This is a genomic window from Streptomyces sp. NBC_01520 (assembly GCF_045040375.1).
Taxonomy (GTDB): Bacteria; Actinomycetota; Actinomycetes; order Streptomycetales; family Streptomycetaceae; genus Streptomyces.
In genome coordinates, this window is sequence record NZ_CP109404.1 from 459,318 (window position 1) to 478,682 (window position 19,365).

At 70.1% G+C, this 19,365-nt stretch carries 14 protein-coding genes and 4 pseudogenes; 5 read left to right on the forward strand and 13 right to left on the reverse strand.

Features of this window, described 5'->3' with window-relative positions:
* The first annotated feature begins 5 nt into the window (after nt 1–5).
* A complete protein-coding gene (locus OG524_RS02010) occupies nt 6–953 on the forward strand; it encodes a methionyl-tRNA formyltransferase (RefSeq protein ID WP_405392713.1) in 948 nt (315 codons plus the stop codon).
* A gap of 197 nt (nt 954–1,150) precedes the next feature.
* On the forward strand, nt 1,151–1,699 hold the full coding sequence (locus OG524_RS02015; RefSeq protein ID WP_405392712.1) for a GNAT family N-acetyltransferase: 549 nt from the start codon (nt 1,151–1,153) through the stop codon (nt 1,697–1,699).
* A 68-nt stretch (nt 1,700–1,767) separates the two neighbouring features.
* On the opposite strand, the pseudogene OG524_RS02020 reads toward OG524_RS02015, so the two are convergent.
* A pseudogene (locus tag OG524_RS02020) lies at nt 1,768–2,064 on the reverse strand (DUF1345 domain-containing protein); the annotation flags it as partial.
* A pseudogene (locus OG524_RS02025) lies at nt 2,064–2,535 on the reverse strand (Clp protease N-terminal domain-containing protein); the annotation flags it as partial. The pseudogenes OG524_RS02020 and OG524_RS02025, both read right to left, overlap by 1 nt.
* Before the next feature lie 236 nt (nt 2,536–2,771).
* Between OG524_RS02025 and OG524_RS02030 the strand changes: the two are divergent.
* Nucleotides 2,772–3,209 (forward strand): nuclear transport factor 2 family protein, encoded by a 438-nt coding sequence (locus OG524_RS02030; RefSeq protein WP_405392711.1) that lies wholly within the window; start codon nt 2,772–2,774, stop codon nt 3,207–3,209.
* 79 nt (nt 3,210–3,288) lie between these two features.
* Here OG524_RS02030 and OG524_RS02035 read toward each other — a convergent pair whose 3' ends face one another.
* The 10 genes and pseudogenes from OG524_RS02035 to OG524_RS02080 all read right to left on the reverse strand — a co-directional run bounded on the left by OG524_RS02035 (nt 3,289) and on the right by OG524_RS02080 (nt 16,175).
* Nucleotides 3,289–4,221: a carbohydrate kinase gene (locus OG524_RS02035; RefSeq protein WP_405808763.1), complete on the reverse strand. Its 933-nt coding sequence runs from the start codon at nt 4,219–4,221 to the stop codon at nt 3,289–3,291.
* Nucleotides 4,218–7,826: a GH32 C-terminal domain-containing protein gene (locus OG524_RS02040; RefSeq protein ID WP_405808764.1), complete on the reverse strand. Its 3,609-nt coding sequence runs from the start codon at nt 7,824–7,826 to the stop codon at nt 4,218–4,220. Before OG524_RS02040 ends, OG524_RS02035 begins: the two co-directional genes overlap by 4 nt.
* Before the next feature lie 44 nt (nt 7,827–7,870).
* Complete coding sequence (locus OG524_RS02045; RefSeq protein ID WP_405392708.1) at nt 7,871–9,385, reverse strand: glycoside hydrolase family 32 protein; 1,515 nt, start codon at nt 9,383–9,385, stop codon at nt 7,871–7,873.
* A gap of 2 nt (nt 9,386–9,387) precedes the next feature.
* Nucleotides 9,388–10,416 (reverse strand): ABC transporter ATP-binding protein, encoded by a 1,029-nt coding sequence (locus OG524_RS02050; RefSeq protein ID WP_405808766.1) that lies wholly within the window; start codon nt 10,414–10,416, stop codon nt 9,388–9,390.
* Nucleotides 10,413–11,375, reverse strand: a complete 963-nt coding sequence (locus tag OG524_RS02055) for an ABC transporter ATP-binding protein (RefSeq protein ID WP_405392706.1) — start codon at nt 11,373–11,375, stop codon at nt 10,413–10,415. The genes OG524_RS02050 and OG524_RS02055 overlap by 4 nt, the downstream gene beginning before the upstream one ends.
* A gap of 3 nt (nt 11,376–11,378) precedes the next feature.
* Nucleotides 11,379–11,996, reverse strand: a complete 618-nt coding sequence (locus OG524_RS02060) for an ABC transporter permease (RefSeq protein WP_405808768.1) — start codon at nt 11,994–11,996, stop codon at nt 11,379–11,381.
* Between the two features lie 195 nt (nt 11,997–12,191).
* Nucleotides 12,192–12,260 (reverse strand): annotated as a pseudogene (locus OG524_RS02065) (hypothetical protein); the annotation flags it as partial.
* 119 nt (nt 12,261–12,379) lie between these two features.
* The gene (locus OG524_RS02070; protein WP_405392704.1) at nt 12,380–13,357 is read right to left on the reverse strand and encodes an ABC transporter permease; all 978 of its coding nucleotides are present in this window, start codon (nt 13,355–13,357) and stop codon (nt 12,380–12,382) included.
* Nucleotides 13,358–13,436: 79 nt separating this feature from the next.
* Nucleotides 13,437–15,119 carry an ABC transporter substrate-binding protein gene (locus OG524_RS02075; RefSeq protein WP_405808770.1) on the reverse strand — a complete coding sequence of 561 codons (1,683 nt, stop codon included), beginning with the start codon at nt 15,117–15,119 and terminating at the stop codon, nt 13,437–13,439.
* Nucleotides 15,120–15,188: 69 nt separating this feature from the next.
* Nucleotides 15,189–16,175 (reverse strand): LacI family DNA-binding transcriptional regulator, encoded by a 987-nt coding sequence (locus OG524_RS02080; protein ID WP_405812412.1) that lies wholly within the window; start codon nt 16,173–16,175, stop codon nt 15,189–15,191.
* A gap of 288 nt (nt 16,176–16,463) precedes the next feature.
* Here OG524_RS02080 and OG524_RS02085 point away from each other — a divergent pair.
* Both OG524_RS02085 and OG524_RS02090 read left to right on the forward strand, forming a co-directional pair.
* A pseudogene (locus tag OG524_RS02085) lies at nt 16,464–16,869 on the forward strand (hypothetical protein); the annotation flags it as partial.
* A 139-nt stretch (nt 16,870–17,008) separates the two neighbouring features.
* Nucleotides 17,009–18,463: a glycoside hydrolase family 76 protein gene (locus OG524_RS02090; protein ID WP_405392701.1), complete on the forward strand. Its 1,455-nt coding sequence runs from the start codon at nt 17,009–17,011 to the stop codon at nt 18,461–18,463.
* Between the two features lie 121 nt (nt 18,464–18,584).
* On the opposite strand, the gene OG524_RS02095 is transcribed toward OG524_RS02090, so the two are convergent.
* Nucleotides 18,585–19,196, reverse strand: a complete 612-nt coding sequence (locus OG524_RS02095; RefSeq protein ID WP_405392700.1) for a TetR/AcrR family transcriptional regulator — start codon at nt 19,194–19,196, stop codon at nt 18,585–18,587.
* Between the last annotated feature and the right edge of the window lie 169 nt (nt 19,197–19,365).

Here is a 19,365-nt window from a genome sequence, read left to right on the forward strand (position 1 = left end):
AACCCATGCGGGTCGTCATGTTCGGTTACCAGACCTGGGGCCACCGCACCCTGCAAGCCCTCCTGGACTCCGAGCACGACGTGGTCCTGGTCGTGACCCACCCCAAGAGCGAACACGCCTACGAAAAAATCTGGTCCGACTCCGTGGCCGACCTCGCCGCGGAACACGGCATCCCCGTCCTCATCCGCAACCGCCCCGACGACGAAGAACTCCTCGAACGCCTCAAGGGAGCCGACCCCGACATCATCGTCGCCAACAACTGGCGCACCTGGATCCCCCCGCACATCTTCAACCTCCCCCGCCACGGCACCCTCAACATCCACGACTCACTCCTGCCGAAATACGCCGGGTTCTCCCCCCTCATCTGGGCCCTCATCAACAACGAACCCGAAGTCGGCGTCACCGCCCACCTCATGGACGACGAACTCGACGCCGGCGACATCGTCCTCCAGGAAGCCATCCCCGTCGCCCCCACCGACACCGCCACCGACCTCTTCCACAAAACCGTCGACCTCATCAGCCCCGTCACCACCGGCGCACTCAGCCTCATCGCCGCCGGACACACCCAATTCACCAAACAGGACCGCACCAAAGCCACGTTCTTCCACAAACGCTCCGCCGAAGACATCCGCATCAACTGGAACTGGCCCGCCCACGACCTCGAACGCCTCGTCCGCGCCCAGTCCCACCCCTACCCCACCGCCTACACCTTCCACAAAGGCCAACGCCTCGAAATCCTCACCGCCACCGTCTCCGAAAACCGCTACGGCGGCACCCCCGGCCGCATCTTCTACCGCGAGAACAACGGCGTCGTCATCGTCACCGGAAACGACGCCCGCACCGGCAACAACCACGGCCTCGCCATCACACGAGTCCGCACCCACAACGGCCAGGAACTCCCCGCCACCGAATACTTCACCACCATGGGCGGATACCTCACCCCCCAACCCTGACTGCTGCGACGTGCCGGTCGCCACCGGCCTGTCCGGCAGATCGCGCCGGACAGGCCGGTGGCCCCGGGGAGGCATCGGCGCTCGATCGTGAAACCGAATCCCCGGCCCTGCGGCGGGAGTTTCACGCCTTGTCGCCGCCGAGGCGATCGGGGCCCGGGCGCCATCGTTGTTCCGGACCGTGCGATAGGTTGCCCGCCATGACCGGACTGGGACCCGTCACCTGGCCACCTGCCCCGATACGGACCGAACGGCTCGTGCTCCGCGAGTCCGAGGCCCGGGACCGTGCGGCGTTCGTCGAGCTGTTCGCCTCGCCGGAGGTGGGCACCTACCTCGGTGGCCATCGGCCGCGTGACGAGCTCGAACGCGCGGTGCCCGGGGTCCCCGGGCAGCGCCCGGGCCTCTTCGTGATCGATCTCGACGGAGCGATGATCGGCACGGTCTCGCTCGATCGACGTGACGCCGGGCGCCCGGGGCACCTGCGTCCGGATGCCGGGGAGGCCGAGCTCGGGTACATGTTCCTGCCGGAGGCGTGGGGGCGCGGGTACGCGGCCGAGGCGTGCGGGGCGGCACTCGCCTGGTTCACCGAGGCACTTCCCGGCGAGCCGGTGGTGCTCTGCACCCAGTTCGCCAACGACCGTTCCATGCGCCTCGCGGCGAAGCTGGGATTCGCCGAGGCCGAGCGGTTCGAGGAGTTCGGCGCCGCGCAGTGGTTCGGGGTTCGGCCCCCGGCCACGCCGTCCGGTTGAGCGTCACCGGCCGGAGAGCGGGTGGGTATACGGCACCGTGACGCGAGGGCTCCCTCCCCCGGTCGGCGCGTGACGATTCCCGCGACGAGATCGATGGTGGTCGCCAGGACACTGGCCCCGAAGACGTAGGACAGCAGACAGTGCCGCAGGGAGATCGCGCGGATCGTGGAGCTGGAGACGTCGGTGTCGGAGACCTGGTACGTCATCCCGAGGTTGTAGCTGAAGTAGAGGAAGTCGCTGTACCGGGGCGGGTCGTCGGTGTTGAAGTCGATCCCGCCCCCGTCCGGCAGGTAGTAGATGTACGCGTACCGCGTGACGTACATCAGGTGGAGCGCCGCCCAGGCCATGAACACACCGCAGAGGGCGCACCGGAGTCGGCGTCGCCGAGGAGTGCGCCGAGGATGTGCTCGGGTCCGATGCAGGACACCCCGCCGCCTGGGAATGGGCGTAGGCGGTGGCGAGGGTGTGCTTCGCCGCCGGGGTGAGGCCCGGTTCCGAGGACGGCTCGCAGGACTCGGCTCCCGGGGCAGCACCTCGGCGATCCGGGCGGCCGGCGTGTCGGGGTCCGCGCCGCCCTCCGACATCAGCCTCCGCGCGGGCTCGACCGGCGTGGCAGCCCACAGGAGGTACTCGGTGTCGAGGTCGGACGTGCCGTCCTCGACGGCCCGCCGGGTGGCGAGACCGAGGGGTTCGTGCGACTACTCGGTCAGGAGCCGCCCGATCGGCACCCGCTGCACGGCCGGTGGCGAGGAGGCGGGCGACATGCCGAAGAACCTGTTCAGCAGGTCACCGAACGGATCGGACGGGCCGGACGGGGAAGCGAACGCCATCGACACGCCGGCTCCTGGTGCGTGTGAGGGGATGCCCTCCACCGGAACGCGATGTCGACGGCTCCGCAGACCGGGGGTAGGGCCGTCGCCCCAGCTGTCACGGCGCGCGGGGAGCCTAGGGGCGGCGCCTCCCGGAGGCTCATTACCCCGCAGGTAATCGACCGGCCTCCCGTCCCCCGGCAGGATCGGGCGCATCCACGGGAACCCCCGCCGGATCCGTCCGCAGCCACCCGGAGAGCGCCATGTCCGTCACGCCCACCACCGCCCCGGATTCCGTCGCCGAGGCCACCCGGACCGTCGTACGGGACTTCCTCGCCGCCCGCCTGGCCGGGGACACCCGGCGGCTCGTCGCGCTGTTCGCGGAGGAGGTCGACTGGCTGCTCGCCGAGAACCCCGGCGTCCCGTGGATCCGCCCGCGGTCCACCGCCGCCGACTGCGCGGCGCAGTTCACGGAGCTGATGGAGCACTGTGTGCCCGAGGACGCGCGCGCCTGTGTGGACACCTTCCTCATCGACGGCACCGAGGCCGTCCTGCTGGGGCGTCTGGCGGGGACCGTACGCGCGACGGGAAAGTCCTTCGAGGGCCCGTTCGCGCTGCACCTCACCGCCGAGGACGGCCGGATCACCCGGCACCACCTCTACGAGAACAGCCTGTCGATCGCCGAGGCCTGCACCCCGTGACGACGCACACGAGGGCGCGCGCCCGGTGTCACGCCCCTCCACGGTGGGCGGGGAGGTGACACCGTCCTGCCCGTCCGGATCAGAACCGGGCGAGTGCGGCCCGGAGCTCCGGTTCGTCCGGCGGGTTGGCACCGGCCCGGGCGACGGTCACGGCGGCGGAGGCCGCGGCGTGGCGCAGGACGTCGGTGACGGTGGCCCGGTCCAGGGCTCGCAAGCGCTCCCGGCCGTCCGGGCCGAGCAGCCCGTGCGAGGCGAGGGCGTGCAGGGTGCCCGACATGAACGCGTCGCCCGCCCCGACCGTGTCCACGACGTCCGTGCGCGGTGCGCCGACCGCCACCGGCCCGCCGGGGAGGACGGCCAGGGCGCCGTCTCCCCCGCGGGTGACGAGGACGACGGCCGGGCCGGTGGCGAGCCATCGCTCGGCGACGTCCTCGGGATCCTCCCCCGGATACAGCCACTCCAGGTCCTCGTCGCTGGCCTTGACGACATCGCTGAGCGCGACAAGGCGCTCGACCCCGCGTACGGCGGTGGCGTGGTCGCCCATCAGTTCCGGGCGCACGTTGGGGTCGTAGCTGACCGTCGCGGATTCCCGCAGGGCCTTGACGCCGGCCAGGACGGACGCGGCGCCCGGCTCCATCACCGCCGCGACGGAACCGGTGTGGACGTGGTGCGGCGACCGTGGGGGTGTCCCGGGGGCCAGGGTCCAGGTGATCTCGAAGACGTACGTGGCCCGGCCGCCGTCGTCCAGGGTGACGGCGGCGGACGGGGTGGGCGCGGTGGCGCCGTCGCTGCGGACCTCCACCCCGGCGGCTGTCAGACGGTTCCTGATCAGCCGCCCGTTGTCGTCCGGGCCGAGCTGGGTGAGCAGGGTGGTGTTCCGCCCGAGCCTGGCCAGACCGTAGGCGACGTTGGCAGGGCTGCCGCCCGGGTGGACCTGATCGGCCGCGCCCGGCAGCCGGACGATGTCGGCGACGCATTCGCCGATGACCAGCAGGTCGAGTCTGTCGGTCATGAGGCTGGGGTCTCCTGGAGTGCTGTGACGAAGGTGTCCTGGTAGGCGGTGCGGCCTCCGAACACATTGAGCCCGATCCTGCCGCGTGTAAACCGGGTGTCCGTCACATCGATGACCGGCCGGTCATCGATGGACACCTCGATCCGGCTGCCCCGGGCCCTGATCCGCAGCGGAAGGCTCGTTCCGGTGCGCAGCAGCAGGGGCACTTCGGCGAGTACGGTCGTCTGCCCGCCGTCCTTGCGGAACAGCCGGGCCGTCCGCAGGTTCGGGTCGAGGTTGACGGCATACCCGTCGGTGGTGTCGGGCGAGGCGCGCAGCAGTACGGAACCAGCGCCGCTGGTCCCGTCCGGTCCGCCGAACCGCACCAGCGTGGTCAGTTCCAGATCGCCGTACTCGGTGGTGGAGACGGCGGTCGAGTCCCGGTCGAAAACCCCGGTGCGGCCGGCGCCGGTGGTCTCCCAGTGCCCGGCGGGAACAACGGTGAGGTCGCCGAGTCCACTGCTGCGGAATTCTCCGCCGCCGGGGCTCGCGTCGGTCTCCTCTCCGGTGTCCGTCACCCGGAAGACGTCCGCCAGCCGGTGCACGGTCAGCGCGACGATGCGGGCGGAGCCTCCGCCGGCATAGAACGCCATGCCCCGGTCGTCCGGTTCGGGAAAGAGGAGGCTGCTGATCGTGACCTGTCCTTCGCCGCCGAACACCTCGACCGAGGAGGTGTCCATGAACAGCCGGATGCGCAGGCGTCGTTCACCGTCGGTGGTGTCGAGCGGCAGCGGAGCGGTGGTCCGCCCCGCGAAGTGTTCCGTGAAATCGGAGATGCCGGAGGCCGTACGGTCCACGAAGAGGTGGCCGGCGGCGACGTCGTAACCGACGACGGTCCGCCGGTCTCCCCCGGTCCGGAGCCGGAAGCCGAATTCGGTGGCGGAACCGGTATCCGGCAGGGCGATCTCGGCCTCGATCTCGTACGAGCGCCCGCGGACGGCTGCGAGCGGGTTCGCGGAGTCGGGGCGCACGGTGACTCCCCTGACGGTGGTGCTGTCCTTGCGCAGGGTCTCGGTCTCGGCGACGGGGTGTTGGACAAGTCCCTTGTCGGAGAGGGTGAGTTCGCGCGGAATGGACAGCTGGCCGTTCCACTCGCCGGTAGGTGCGCTGAACGCGTAGTCCCAGTTGCTGAGCCAGCCGAGCTGGACGCGTCGGCCGTCCGGCAGTCCGGCGAAGGTCATGGCGGCGTAGTAGTCGCGGCCCGCCTCGGCGCGCAGCGGCGTGCCCGCCGTGTTGGTGGTGGTGAGGGTGGCGCCGTCCCAGTCGCCGAGGAAGTACTCCGCGGCCGAGCCGTCCGTCCCGCGGACCGCTCCGGTGGACAGGGCGAGCACCCAACGCACCCGGTCCGGCTCGCCGTTGACGGGAAGCGGGAACAGGTCCGGGCACTCCCAGACGCCGCCGACGACCCAGTCCCCGTAGCCGAAGGAGGAGCTGTGGGTCCAGTGCAGCAGGTCGGTGGAGGTGAAGAAGCGGACATGATCGCCGCCGGAGACCACCATCACCCACTGGCCGTGCTCCTCGTCGCGGACGACCTTCGGGTCACGGAAGTCCCAGCCGCCGTCCGGGCCGCCCGGATTCTGTACGACGGGGTCGGTGCCGTACCACTGCCAGGAGCGGCCCTTGTCCTTGCTGGAGGCAAGACGCACCGACTGGTTCCCGCCGGGCTTGTCCGGGTGGTAGCTGGTGTAGAAGGCGAGCAGCCCGGAGCGGCCCCCGAAGAGTCCGCTGGCGTCGTCGGCGTCGACCACGCAGGATCCGGACCAGGTGTGGCCGAATTCGGAGACGGGGAGGGCGACGGGCAGGGCACGCCAGTGCAGCAGATCGGTGGACACGGCGTGCGCCCACTGGCCGGCGTCCTGGTGGAAGAGGTGGTACTCGCCCTTGTACCGGACGAGTCCGTTGGGGTCGCTGGTGCGCGAGGCGAGCTGGGTGTAGCGGTACGCGGGCCGGTAGGCGTCCGTGTAGTACGTCTGCGGAGTGCGCGCACGGACCTCCTGGAAGACGGCCGTTCCCCCGGTCACCGCCAGCCCGACGGCGGTTCCGCCGGTGCGGGACACGGTGGCGGTCAGGACCTGGACGCCGTCGACCGTCACGGTGAGTCTCCTGCCCAGAGCGCGTGCCTCGGTGCGGTAGGTGGAGCCTGCAGCAAAGGGGCGTACGGGTGGTGCGGCCTGGGCGAGGACACTTCCGTCCTTGCGGTCCAGAAGGCGTACACCGTTCGCGCCGAGGCGTACCTCGTAGCCTCCCGCACCCGTCCGGTCCGCACGGACCACCAGGCCCGCTGTCGCCGCCCCCGCCAGGAGGACATCGGCGCTCAGCAGCGTGTCGCCGCCCGGGAAGGGTGCGATCCGCAGCGCACCGGCGCCCTCGGCCCGGATGCCACGCAGGTCGGGGGTCCAGCGGCCGGACACGGCCGACCAGCCCTGAAGGTCCGTCACCAGGTCGGTGGCGGCGACGTTCTCGAAGGAGACCGAGCCATTGTACGCCTGGACGCCGAGCCGCCCGGCGGTGTGCGTGGCGTCCTCGGCCGTGATCACCGGTGCGTAGCCGTCGGGGGCGATGAAGTCGGTCTGCCAGCGGACCGTGAGCCGCTTCCCGTCCGCCCTGACCAGGATGCGGTAGACCTTCCCGGCCTCGATGGGTGTGCTGTAGGTGCCGAGGGTGGTGTCCCCGTCGATGCGGTAGAGCCGCAGCCGGTTCTGGTTCGGGTCGATCTGGACGCCGTAGCCGGAGGTGCCCCCCGCGTCGGTGCGCAGCAGCAGGGCGGCGACGGCGTACGGATCGTGGATCTGGACGTCGGCCTGGTAGGAGGTGTCGTACACCCGGGTGGCCGCCATGGCACGGGTGTTGGTGTCGGCGGGGGCCTGGGCGAGCCAGCCGAATGCCGTGGCGTTCCAGGTGCCACCGGTTGTGGTCCAGCCGGTGGCCGTGGTGGTGACGGTACGGACGCCGGGTACCCCGAAGAGCACGGTGCCGTTGTAGGCGTGCAGCCCGGCGGCTCCGTGTTCGTACGTGGTGTCCTGCGCGGCGATGACCTGGACGCCGTCCACGGAGACCGTCAACTGCGGGCCGTCCAGCGTGACTTCGAGCAAGTAGCCGGTGCCGGGCACGGCGGTGACCTCGGCGGGCGGCGCGAGATCGCGGCCGGTCGCCAGGTCGAAGAGGCGGACCCGGCCCAGGTGGGGGTCGAGGCTCGCCGCGTATCCGGCGGAGCCGTCGTCGGTGGCCCGGACGACCAACGAGCCGACCGCTTGCGGCGATCCGGCGTCGACGGTGATGCGGGCCGTGTACCCGGCGACGGCTCCGATGCGCTGCTCGGACAGGGCGACAGCATTGCGGTCGGACCCCGTCACCACCCGCTGTCCGCCGTCTGCGGTACGGGACCAGGTGCCGGTGACTGCGAGCGGATCGGGGATCGCCGCAAGATCACCGGTCAGCGATGTCAGGCGGGCCTTGGCCGAAGCCGAAGCCGATGGGGAAGCCGAGGCCGGGCCGGCCACTCCGGCCAGCGGGGTCAGCAGCGTCAGGCCGACCGTCGACAGGATCGCACGCCGAGAGATGGACATCGTCGTCTCCTCAGGTGAAGTACAGCGAAGAAGGGGGAAAGGTGTCACGGCCAGAGCGGGCGGGGGCCGTCGAAGACGGCGGCCATCTGCCAGGCGTCGAGCCGCTCCACGGCGACTTCACCGACTGCTGCGACGCCCACGCCGAGCGCATCGGGAAGGGTCGGGTAGATCCGGGCGGCCAGCGCCCGGCCGTTGGCGAAGATCTCCAGCGCAGAGTGGTCGACAAGCACCCGCAGGTCGACCACGCCGTCGCCGTTCAACGGCAGCTCCCCGTACCGGGGTTCGGCGTCGACGGACGAGTCGAGGCTGCTCGCCTCGCGGCACAGCCGCAGGGTGCCCGCGCCGTCCTCGGCGCGCGCCACTTCGATCACTGTCCGCTCGGAGCCGTCGGCGGACTCCCGTACCACGAGCCGGGCGACGGCGCCCGGGGCGAGCCGCAGGGTCGTCTCGATGTCCAGCTGGTCGCCGCGTACGTCGTCGAGTTGTACGCGGGTGCCGTCGGTGACCGTGAACGGGCCGGTGCGTACGGCGTCGCGGCGCAGTCGCGCGAGCTCGGGGACGGGTGCCTGCACCAGGCTGCCGTCGCTGCCGAGGGTGACGACGCGGGGCAGGGACATCGCCCCGCACCAGCCGGCCTCGGCCATGGCGTCCTCGTCACGTCCTTCCTGGAGCCAGCCGAACATGATGCGGCGGCCGAGTGCGTCCCGGGTGGACTGCGGGGCGTAGAAGTACCGCTGCCCGTAGTCGAGCCGGTGCAGCTCGCGCGGGACGAACGTGTCGCCCTCGTAGGTGCCGGTCCAGTAGAGCGGGTAGTGCGTGGTGCCCTCGTCCCACGCGGAGAAGGCGAGGATGTCGGTCCCGTCGAGCCGGAAGAGGTCGACGCACTCCCACATGGTGCCGGTCCAGTCGAGGTCGGCGGCCGTGCCGGTGCTCGCGTCGCCGGTGAGGAGGGGGCCGACGTACCGCCAGTCGCGCAGGTCCTCGGACTCGTACAGGAAGGCGGTGCCGCCGGTACCGCGGATACCGGAGCCGACGAGGTGGCGCCAGACGCCGTTCTCGCGCCAGACGCAGTGGTCGCGGAAGGCGGTGATGTCGCCCTCCGGCGGGGCGGCGATCACCGGGTTGGCGGGGTCCTTGCGCCAGCTGCGCAGATCGGGCGATCCGATGGCCACGCACGGGAGTTCGTGCTCCCCGTGCCGGCCGGAGTAAACGAGGGTCGGGGTGCCGCCGTCGTCGACGAGGACACCGGACCAGCAGCCGTCGCGGTCGGGGCCTTCCGTACCGGGGACGAGCGCGACGGGTTCATCGGTCCAGGTGACGAGGTCGCGGCTGGTGGCGTGGCCCCAGTGGATGCGGTGGTGGGCGGCGGCGAGGGGGTTGTACTGGTAGAAGAGGTGGTAGACGCCGTCCCAATGGGACAGTCCATTGGGGTCGTTGAGCCAGCCGCCGGGGGCGGTGAAGTGGAAGCGGGGCCGGTGCGGGTCGAGGGCCGCACGCTCGGCCAGGCCCTTCGGCGCGTCCTCGTGGCGGGCGCGGGGCAGGGTGAGGTCGTGGGTCATGATCAGACGTTCTCGGCTTCCGGGGTGGCCGCGGTCAGGACGCGGCGCGCGGTGGGCGTGGCGGGGGCATACAGGTGGCAGCGCACCCAGTGCGGCTGCTCGTCGTCCTCGCCGACGACATGGCGGACGGGCTCCGTGCGGCTGCAGGTGCCCTCGTCCTCGTACGGGCAGGTCTCCGGCGTCAGTACGGCGGCGCGCAGCCTGGCCCGCAGGGCAGGGTCGTAGGGCTCGGTCCGCTCGGGGTCGGGCACGGCGGAGAGCAGGAGCTGGGTGTACGGGTGGGCGGGCTGGTCCATCAGGGCGAGCGAGTCGCCGCCCTCGACGAGTTCACCGGCGAACAGCACCTGGGTCGTGTCGGCGACATAGCGGGCCGAGGCCAGGTCGTGCGTGATGTAGAGCATCGAGATGGAGTGCTCGTCACGCAGCCGTCGCATCAGGTTGAGGATGCCGACGCGTACGGAGACGTCGAGCATCGAGGTCGGTTCGTCGGCGAGGACGAGCCGGGGATCGACGGCGAGGGCGCGGGCGATGGCGACACGCTGGCGCTGACCGCCGGAGAGTTCGTGCGGATAGGACTGGAGCATGTCCTCGGTGAGACCGACCGTGGTCATGAGCTCGCGCAGCTCGCTCTCCCCGGCGGGGCGCCCGTGCACGAGCAGGGCGCGGCGCAGGAAGTGCTCGACGCGGTGGACGGGGTTGAGGGAACCGAAGGGGTCCTGGAACACCATCTGGACCGCGCCGCGGTACGCACGCGAGGCGCCCCGCTTCTGGGTCTTGAGGACGTCCTGGTCGTCGAGCAGGACCTGCCCCGCGCTCGGCTGTTCCAGCCGTGCGAGACAGCGGGCGAGGGTGGACTTGCCGCTGCCGGACTCGCCGACGAGGGCGACGATCCGGCCGTGCGGGATGTCCAGGTCGACGGCGTTGAGGGCCCGGTGGCGGTCGCGGGAGAACAGTCCGCCCATCCGGAAGTCCTTGGTGAGCCCGCGCACACTCATCAGCGGGGCACGGGTCGTGGTGGCCGTGGGCGTCATCGCGCGCCTCCACTGGTCTGGGCGACGAACCGGCCGGTGGCCACCTCGCGCAGGTCGGGGATGTTCGTCGAGCAGTCCGAGCGGCCGTCGGGACAGCGGGCGTGGAAGCCGCAGCTCTGTCCCGTACGCGGCACATCGGCGAGGCCCGTGAGCTCGGTCCGCGGACCGGTCAGCGGCGGGAACGCCTTCATCAGCGCCCGGGTGTACGGGTGCAGAGGATCGGCGAAGATCTCCTTCGCCGCCGCGAGCTCGACGAGCCGGCCCCCGTACATGACGCCCATCCGGTGGGAGAGCTCGACCATCAGTGACATGTCATGGGTGATGAAGAGAACGGAGAACCCCAGCTCGCGCTGGAGATCGCCGATCTGCGCCATGATCTCCTGCTGGACCACGACGTCGAGGGCGGTGGTCGGCTCGTCCATGATGAGCAGGGACGGTTTCAGGGCTACGGCCATCGCAATGACGACGCGCTGGCGCATCCCGCCGGACAGCTGGTGCGGATAGGACTTCAGCCGGGCCGGGTCGATGCCGACGAGTTCGAGGAGTTCGCCGGAGCGCTCCCGGGCGTGGCGCTTCTTCATCCGCTCGTGGGTGGTGAAGATGTCGCCGATCTGCTCGCCGATGGTGAGGACCGGGTTGAGCGAGTTCATCGCGGACTGGAACACCATGGCGATCTCCCGCCAGCGGAACGCGCGCAGCTCCTTCGCGTCCATCGCGAGGATGTCGCGGCCCTTGAAAGTGACCGATCCGGTGATCTGCGCGGGCGGCTTCAGCAGGCGCATCACGGCGTTGGCGACCGTCGACTTGCCGCAGCCGGACTCCCCCGCGAGTCCGAAGATCTCGCCGGCTCCGATGGTGAAGGAGACGTTGTCGGCGCCGACGACGCTGCGGCCGTCACCGCGGTACTCGACACGGAGGTTCTGTACATCCAGCACAGGCTGGTGAGAGGACGAAGTCATCGTTCAGCCCTTCTTCAAGGAAGTCGTGGAGGACTTGGCGGTCTTGGTGGTCTTGGTGCGGCGGGCGCGCAGCCTCGGGTTGGTGATCTCGTCGACCGCGTAGTTGGCCATCGCGAGGGCGAAGGCGACCAGGGCGATACACAGACCGGAAGGGACGAACACCCACCAGGCGCCGGTCATCAGCGCACCGTCGTTGCCCGCCCAGTAGAGGTTGGTGCCCCAGCTGACGACGCTCGCGTCACCGAGGCCGAGGAACTCCAGGCCCGCCTGGGCGCCGATGCCGAAGATGACGCAGCCCAGCAGGGTCGTCATGACGACGGAGGCCATGTTCGGCAGGATCTCCCTGAACATGATCCGTACGGCGCTCTCACCGGTGACGACGGAGGCGGCGACGAAGTCCTTGCCGCGGATCGACTTGGCCTGGGCGCGCAGCACCCGGGCGGAGCCCGCCCAGCCGGTGACGACCAGCACCAGGATCACGGTCGCGGTGCCGGGCGGCATGAACGCGGCGAGGATCACCAGCAGCGGTACGCCGGGCACCAGCAGGAAGATGTTGGTGACGAGCGACAGGACGTCGTCGACGATCCGGCCGAAGTAGGCGCAGGCCATGCCGACGAGCACGGCGAGTGCGGTCGCCGCGAGGCCGACCGAGAAGCCGACGAACAGCGAACTGCGCGCGCCCCACAGGGTGAGGGCGAGGACGTCCTGGCCCTTGGCGGTCGTGCCGAGGAGGTGCTCCGCCGAGGGGGCCGATGCACCCTGACTGTTGATCTTCGACGGGTCGCCGGGTGCGATCAGCGGGGCCAGCAGCGCGAGCAGGACGAACAGGACCAGGACGACGGCGCCGAACAGTGCCTTGCGGTTGGCCAGGAGCGCGCGCAGCAGTCCGGTGCGGCCGCGCCGGGGGTGGCCGGGATATCGGCCGAGGGTGTGCCGGCCGGCGGTGCGGCCTGCTCCGTGTGGGAGTCGAGGACACTCATGGGGGTCTTCTCCTTCTCAGCCGCTCAGCGGACGCGCACACGCGGGTCGAGACGGACATAGACGAGGTCGACGAGGAAGTTGGCGACCAGCACGGCGGCGGTGATGGTGAGGAAGATGCCCTGCATCAGCGGGTAGTCGAGGCCCTGGACCGCGGCGAGCAGCTGGAAGCCGACGCCGGGGTAGGCGAAGACGACTTCGGTGAGCAGCGCGCCGCCGACCACGAATCCGAGCGCCATGCCGAAGTTGGTGACGGACGGCAGCATCGCGTTGCGTGCGGCGTACCGGAACATGATCCGGTTCGGGCTGAGACCCTTGGCCTCTGCCATGGTGATGTAGTCCTCGGCGACCGTCGCGATCATGGTGTTACGCATGCCGAGCATCCAGCCGCCGATCGACACGAGGACGATCGTCAGTGCGGGGAGCACGAGATGTGTGGCCGCATTGGAGATGAACGCCCAGGACAGTTCGGGGGTGAAGCCGACGTCGAAGGCGTGCCGCATCGGGAACCAGCCCAGCGTCATGCCGAACAGATAGAGCGCGCCCATGGCGAGCCAGAAGTAAGGGAACGAGCCGGCGAAGACGAGCAGCGGCGGGAACACCGAGTCGAGGACGCCGCCGCGGCGCCAGGCGGCAAGAATGCCCAGCAGGTTGCCGATGACGACGGCGATGACCAGCGAGGTACCGCCGAGCAGCAGGGTCCAGCCGATCTGGGAGGCGATGACCTCGGAGACGGGCGTCGGGAAGCGGGACAGGGAGATGCCCATGTTCCCGGTGCAGACATCCTTGATGTAGTCGATGTACTGCTCCCACATCGGCCGGTGGTCGAGGCCGAAGAGCCGGCGGATCTGGTCGATCTGTTCCGGCTGCATCTGGCTCTGCGAGCGGGCGAACATCCGGGAGACGGGGTCGCCCGGCATGAAGCGGGGCAGCAGGAAGTTCAGGGTGATGGAAGCCCAGAAGGCGAGCAGGTAGAAGCCCAGGTTGCGCAGGATGTAACGCACTGGTCCCTCTTTCGGTTCTGTGAGGGGCCGGTGGCCCGCCGTGCTGTCGGCGCGGGCGGGCCACCGGAGTGACGGGGTGTCAGTGCTTGACGGGCTTCAGGCTCGTCAGGACGAGGACGGTGGTGTCTCCGCGGTTGGTGAGCGTGGCGTACGGGTTGTCCTCCGTGGGCCAGCCGGTGAACCGGCTGTCGGTGTACGCGCCCCACTCCGGGCCGGGGAAGAGCGGCACGACGGGCGCCTTCTCTGCGAACAGCTTCTGCAGGGCAGTGGCCTTGCTCTGCTGCCCTGCGGCGTCGGGCTCGGCGGCGAACTCGTTCAGCAGCGTGTCGGCCTGCTTGTCGCCGAAGCGGTGGTAGTTGTTCAGCGCCCTGGTGCCGACGGGCTTGACCGTTTCGGTGCCCATCGTGGTCTTGTAGAACTGGTAGGGCGTGGCGCCGTTGTCGCTCCAGACGATGCCGGTGTCGTACTCGCCCGTCTCGTAACTGCTGACGACCGCCGCCCAGTCGGGGGACTTCACGGTGGCGGTGACGCCGATCTCGGCGAGGTTCTGCTTGATGATGTTGGCGACGGACAGCCAGTCGGAAGAGGCGGAGCCGACGGAGATGTCGAAGGCGAACGGCTTGCCGTTCTTGAGCTTGCGCTTGCCGTCGGAGCCCTTCTTGTAGCCCGCCGCGTCCAGCGCCTTTCCGGCGGCGGCCGCGTCGTGCTTCGTCCAGGTGCAGGAGCCCGCTACGGCGGTGTCACGCCACTTGTCGTAACCACCGGACAGGCCCGTGCAGTCGGCGGGCGCGGTGTAGCCGTTCATGCCGACCTTGGTGACGCTCTCGCGGTCGACGGCCTGGCTGAGCGCCTTGCGCACCGCGGCGTCGTCGAACGGCGCCTTGGTGGTGTTCATCGTCCAGTCGATCATGGACCCGGTCCTCGGGTACCAGTACTTGTTGTGCTGGGGGTTCTTGGCGACGAAGCTCTTCTTGATGTCCGGGATGAACGACTGGGTCCAGTCCGCCTCACCGTTGACGAAGGCCAGGTTGGCGCTGTCGTTGCCGGAGAAGCCGAGGACCCGGATGCCCTCGATCCGCTGCTTCTCCGGCTGCCAGTACTCGGGGTTCCTGCGGAGCTCGTACGACTGGCTCTGGAAGTTGGCGACCTTGGTGTACGGGCCGGAACCGACCGGGTTCGGGTTGGTGTCCTTCGCCGGGTCCTTGACCTTCTCCCACACGTGCTTGGGCACGATGACCTGCTTGCCGAGCTCGAACACGCCCGGCGAGTAGGGCTTGGTGAGGGAGAAGACAACCTTGTTCGTGCCCTCGGCCTTCGCCGTCTTCAGGAACTCGTAACCGCCGAGCAGCTTCTTCTGGAGGCCGAAGGTGTACGCCACGTCCTCGGCGGTCAGCGGCTTGCCGTCGGACCACTTGACGCCGTCCCGCAGCGTGAAGGTGACGGTCTTCCCGTCCGGCGTGGTCTCCCAGGAGGTGGCCAGCCACGGAGTGGCCTTGCCGTTGGCCGGGTTGTAGACCAGCATCGCCTCGTAGACGGCCTGGGTGGTCAGCGGTGCGATCACCTGGCCGGGGGCGAACGGGTTGAAGTTGCGGGTGAAGGTGGCGAAGTCCTCACGGGGGATCGTGAGGAGCTGCTTGCCGGAGGTGTCCCCCGCCGCGGCGGTTCCGGTACCGCTGCAGCCGGAGAGCAGCAGGGCCGCGGTGACGACGGGGGCGACCAGTGCGGCCGTCCGGAAGCGCCGGGCACGTATCGACGGTGCCATAATGATGTCTCTTCTCTCTCTTCACATTGACCGAAGACGGGTGAGGATTCCCGTCGGGCTGATTCGCAGTCAGACCGACGAGCGTTCGATCAGCGGGCAGTCGACCGTCACCTGTGTGGTGGTGAGCGGCTGTCCCGCTGTGAGAGCGCCGAGCATGTCGACGCCCCTGGCTCCCATGAGTTCGAACGGCAGGGCGACCGTGGTGAGGCCGGGCCGCAGGTAGGCGGCGATGAGCTCCTGGTTGTCGAATCCGATGACGGCGATGTCGTCCGGGATCCGCAGTCCACGTTCCTTGATGGCGTCGTAGGCGCCCATCGCGGTCCGGTCGTTGCCGCAGAACAGCGCGGTCGGCCGGTCGGTGCGGTCGAGCAGTGAGCAGGCAGCGGCGTATCCGCCGTCGGCGGTGGCATGGCCCGGCACGACCAGGCTGTCGTCGACGTCCAGGCCGGCTTCGCGCAGCGCCTGCTCGTAGCCCCGGCGCCTACCCACCGCTGCCGGGATACCGGTGTCCAGGTTGATGAACCCGATGCGCCGGTGGCCCGCGTCGAGCAGGCGTCGGGTGGCTGTGTGCCCGCCCGCCGCCTCGTCGGGGACGACGGAGGGCAGTGCGCCGTCCGCGTCGAAGCAGTTCACCAGGACGACCGGCACCTCGCGTGCGGCGGGCGGCAGCTTCACCGCACGGTGCCAGGTGGTGGCGTACAGCAGCCCTTCCGCCCGCTGCTCCAGGAGCTTGTCGAAGGCGGCGGCCTCCATGGCGGGGTCGCTGTCGCCCGCGGTGATCAGCAGGAACTTCCCGTCCGCCCAGGCCCGGTCCTGCGCGCCCTTGATCACGTCCACGGCGAACGGGGCGGTGACGATCTCGGTGATCAGCCCGTACCACTCGCTGCGCTTGGCGGCGAGCGCCCTGGCCCCGGCGTTGGGCCGGTAGCCGAGCTCCTCGATGGCGGCCCGGATCCGGGCCCGGGTGTCTTCGGGGATGGCGACGTCGGCGCGCCCGTTGAGGACGAAGGAGACGGTGGTACGCGAGACGCCGGCCCGGACGGCCACCTCACTCATCGTCACGCGACGCGCCTTGCTCGTGGCCACTTTGCCTGCTCCCTGCGTCCCGCCACTGGCGGGCCATGCTCGGTTACGCGCTTTAGTAACGCGCGTTAGTACTATGTTGCACGCAAGTTACGAGCAGTTGATCAGCTATGTCAAGAGGTTCGGCAGCCAGAGTCTCCGGCACTCGCGGGGAGTGCCGGAGGACCCGGACCGGCGAGACCTACGAAAGGTCCGTCGCCCTGCCCGTACGGATGGGCGCGGCACGCCGCTCAGCCGCGACGGGGCAGTCGCCGGATTTGCTTCAAGAAGGACCCGGACGCCGAGCTGGAGCGCCCCGAGCAGGTCTCGCTGATCGACACGGAGACCGGCACGATGCGTCTCGTCGACATCGGGACCAGCTACACCTTCCGTTCGCCGCCCCGGTCCGCACGGTGAGGCACTCGTCCTGGGGACCGACGGCAGGATCCATGTCATCGACCCCGGGACGGGCAAGGTGACCAAGCGGATTCCGGCGCCCGGTTCGCGGCAGGAGCCGTTGGACCGGCAGAAGCCCCGCCCGGCACTGTTCGTCCGTGACCACACCGCGTACGTCTCGGACCCGTCGGCCAGGAAGCTGCCCGCCATCGACATCGGGACCGGGAAGCAGGTGGCTTCGACGACCCTCGCCGAGGCCCCCAACGAGCTGAGCGGCGTGAAGGGGCACTGACCACCGCACCTCCGGAACGGGGGGCGCGCCCCCCGTTCCGGCCCATTGACGCCTCGACCGCGCATGGCTAACTTCTGAGAGCGCTCGCCCCCGCATTGCGGAGCGTCCCCCCACCGTCCAGGATTCAGGAGCCCTCTCCATGAAGCCAGGCAGATCTGCGTCCGTCGCACTTCTCGCAGCCCTGACAACGTTATCCGCGAGCCTCGCCGTCGGCTGGACACCTGCCACCGCGTCGGCGGCGCCCGCGGCCGTGTGCAACAAGCACTGTGACGCGCGGGACCCGTCGCTGAGCCCCGAGGACCGGGTGGCCGTGACCGCCGGGGCCTCCTCCCGGACCCTCGCGCTGCACTTCGACGACGCCGACGCGATGGGCTGGGCGTCCATCGACAACGGCGGACCGGGTGACAGGGTGTGGCTGGACCGGTCCATGGACGGCGGTCGGACCTGGTCGTCGGGCAGCCTCCTGGGCGACACCACCGTGCCGTCCGGGAGCCGGGGTTGGCGTACCCAGATGTACAACGTCGACGACTGGAACACCCGGGGCGTCGGTGCCCTGCGGGCCTGCGGACAGCCGGCCGGCGGCGGCGTCGCGTGCACGTCCTGGGCCCGGACCACCTGGAACGCCGGCACCAGGAGCACCGCGGCCGCCACCGCCCTGATGATGTCGTTCGACCGCGGCAGCAAACTCTTCGGCGGCAACGGCTGGTGGACCGCAGCCAACTCGCTCACCGCCCTCACCGACAACATCCGGATCAGCGGGATGGGCAGCTACACGTACGCGATCGCCGAGACCTACGAGAAGAACATCGGCGCGCAGCAGGGGCAGTTCAGGAACGAGTACCTCGACGACACCGGATGGTGGGGGCTGGCCTGGATCAACGCGTACGACCTGACGGGCGACGGCCGCTATCTGGACACCGCGAGGGCGGACGCGGACCACATGAACGCGAACTGGAACAGCACGTGCGGCGGCGGTGTCCGCTGGAACACCGGCGGGAACTACAAGAACGCCATCACCAACGAGCTCTTCCTGCAGCTCAACGCGGCCCTGCACAACCGCATTCCGGGTGACACCACCTATCTGGACCGGTCGAAGCGCACCTGGGACTGGTTCCGGAACAGCGGCATGATCAACGGCGACCGGATGATCAACGACGGTCTCGACGGCTCCTGCGCCAACAACGGCCAGCCGACCTGGACGTACAACCAGGGCGTCGTCCTGGGCGGGCTGACCGAGCTGTACCGGGCGACGGGCGACACCGGCCTGCTGTCGACGGCCCGCTCACTGGCCGATGCCTCCACGGTCAAGCTCCAGACGGACGGCGTGCTCCGCGAACCGGGCGAGGGCGACACCTGCACCGGGGACGGCCCGTCGTTCAAGGGCGCCTACGCCCGAGGACTCGGCAGGCTCAACCGTCAGTTGTCCGACCATCCCTATGCCACGACGATCAAGCGCTGGGCGAACAGCGCCTACGACCGCAACCGCAACGCGCTCGATCAGTACGGCCCGCACTGGGTCGGGGGCGGCGGCACGACCGACTACGGATGCCAGCAGAGCGCCCTCGATCTCCTCAACGCCGACGCCGGCAGCTGAGTCCGGACGGGTGCGCACGATCCGTCCCTCGACGGGCGGCGCTCATGCCGTTCGCGCGGCCGGTGCGGATTCCCCCGCGGGGATCACCGCACCGGCCGCGCGCGTCCCGCCTCCGCGGCCGTCAGTAGGGCAAGCCCTCCGACGCCGCTCGCAGGGCGGCGAGGATGCAGGTGACGATCTCGCTGTCCGCCGCCCCGGGGTCATCCGCGAACCGCCGGGCGAAGTCCTCCGTCGCCGCGCGCAGGGCTCCGTTGATGGTCGCCGCGTGCACCTTCACCCTCAGGTCGTCGGCGTCGCCGCCGGACCGCCGGGCGAGGAGCGCCGCGAGGACGGGCAGGGCGTCGTCGTGGGCCTGGAGCCAGACGGCGCGCAGCGCCGGGTCGGTGGAGGTCATGCGGATCAGGTCGAGGATGGCGGGGTCCGCGGGATGCAGCCCGCCGCCCCGGCAGGATTCCGTGAAGAAGTCCAGCAGGCCCGTCTCCGGTGGCCAGTGGCGCAGTTGGTCCATGGCGAAGTCGAGCCCCGCCGCGAGAAGCGGCAGGACGCAGCTCTCCTTGGTGGGGAAGTGGCGCCACAGTGTGCGGGCGGAGATGCCCACGGCCTGGGCGATCTGCTCACCCGTCGTGCAGGTGACGCCCTGCGCGGCGAAGAGGCGGACGGCTTCGCGTGCGATGTCGAAGCGGAGAGCCTCTCTGCGTCGCTGGGCGAGCGACGGCCCGTCATCCGCTCGCATCGTCCGTCCCCGCTCCGCGGATGGCGCTTCGCACACCCTCGCCCCACCGCCCTCTGTCTCCGGTCGTCGCAGCATAGCGAGCGAGCCGGAAATGGCACATGCAGACATCTTGTCACTGAGTGACACACAGACTTACTCTGCCGTAAGTACCGGCGAGTAACCCCATCGC

Coding starts and splice junctions, on each gene's coding strand:
- OG524_RS02035 (WP_405808763.1), bottom strand. CDS start 4,221: ATGACCGACAGACTCGACCTGCTGGTCATCGGCGAATGCGTCGCCGAC.
- OG524_RS02095 (WP_405392700.1), bottom strand. CDS start 19,196: ATGCGAGCGGATGACGGGCCGTCGCTCGCCCAGCGACGCAGAGAGGCT.
- OG524_RS02010 (WP_405392713.1), top strand. CDS start 6: ATGCGGGTCGTCATGTTCGGTTACCAGACCTGGGGCCACCGCACCCTG.
- OG524_RS02030 (WP_405392711.1), top strand. CDS start 2,772: ATGTCCGTCACGCCCACCACCGCCCCGGATTCCGTCGCCGAGGCCACC.
- OG524_RS02015 (WP_405392712.1), top strand. CDS start 1,151: ATGACCGGACTGGGACCCGTCACCTGGCCACCTGCCCCGATACGGACC.
- OG524_RS02080 (WP_405812412.1), bottom strand. CDS start 16,175: ATGAGTGAGGTGGCCGTCCGGGCCGGCGTCTCGCGTACCACCGTCTCC.
- OG524_RS02055 (WP_405392706.1), bottom strand. CDS start 11,375: ATGACTTCGTCCTCTCACCAGCCTGTGCTGGATGTACAGAACCTCCGT.
- OG524_RS02050 (WP_405808766.1), bottom strand. CDS start 10,416: ATGACGCCCACGGCCACCACGACCCGTGCCCCGCTGATGAGTGTGCGC.
- OG524_RS02090 (WP_405392701.1), top strand. CDS start 17,009: ATGAAGCCAGGCAGATCTGCGTCCGTCGCACTTCTCGCAGCCCTGACA.
- OG524_RS02045 (WP_405392708.1), bottom strand. CDS start 9,385: ATGACCCACGACCTCACCCTGCCCCGCGCCCGCCACGAGGACGCGCCG.
- OG524_RS02040 (WP_405808764.1), bottom strand. CDS start 7,826: ATGTCCATCTCTCGGCGTGCGATCCTGTCGACGGTCGGCCTGACGCTG.
- OG524_RS02075 (WP_405808770.1), bottom strand. CDS start 15,119: ATGGCACCGTCGATACGTGCCCGGCGCTTCCGGACGGCCGCACTGGTC.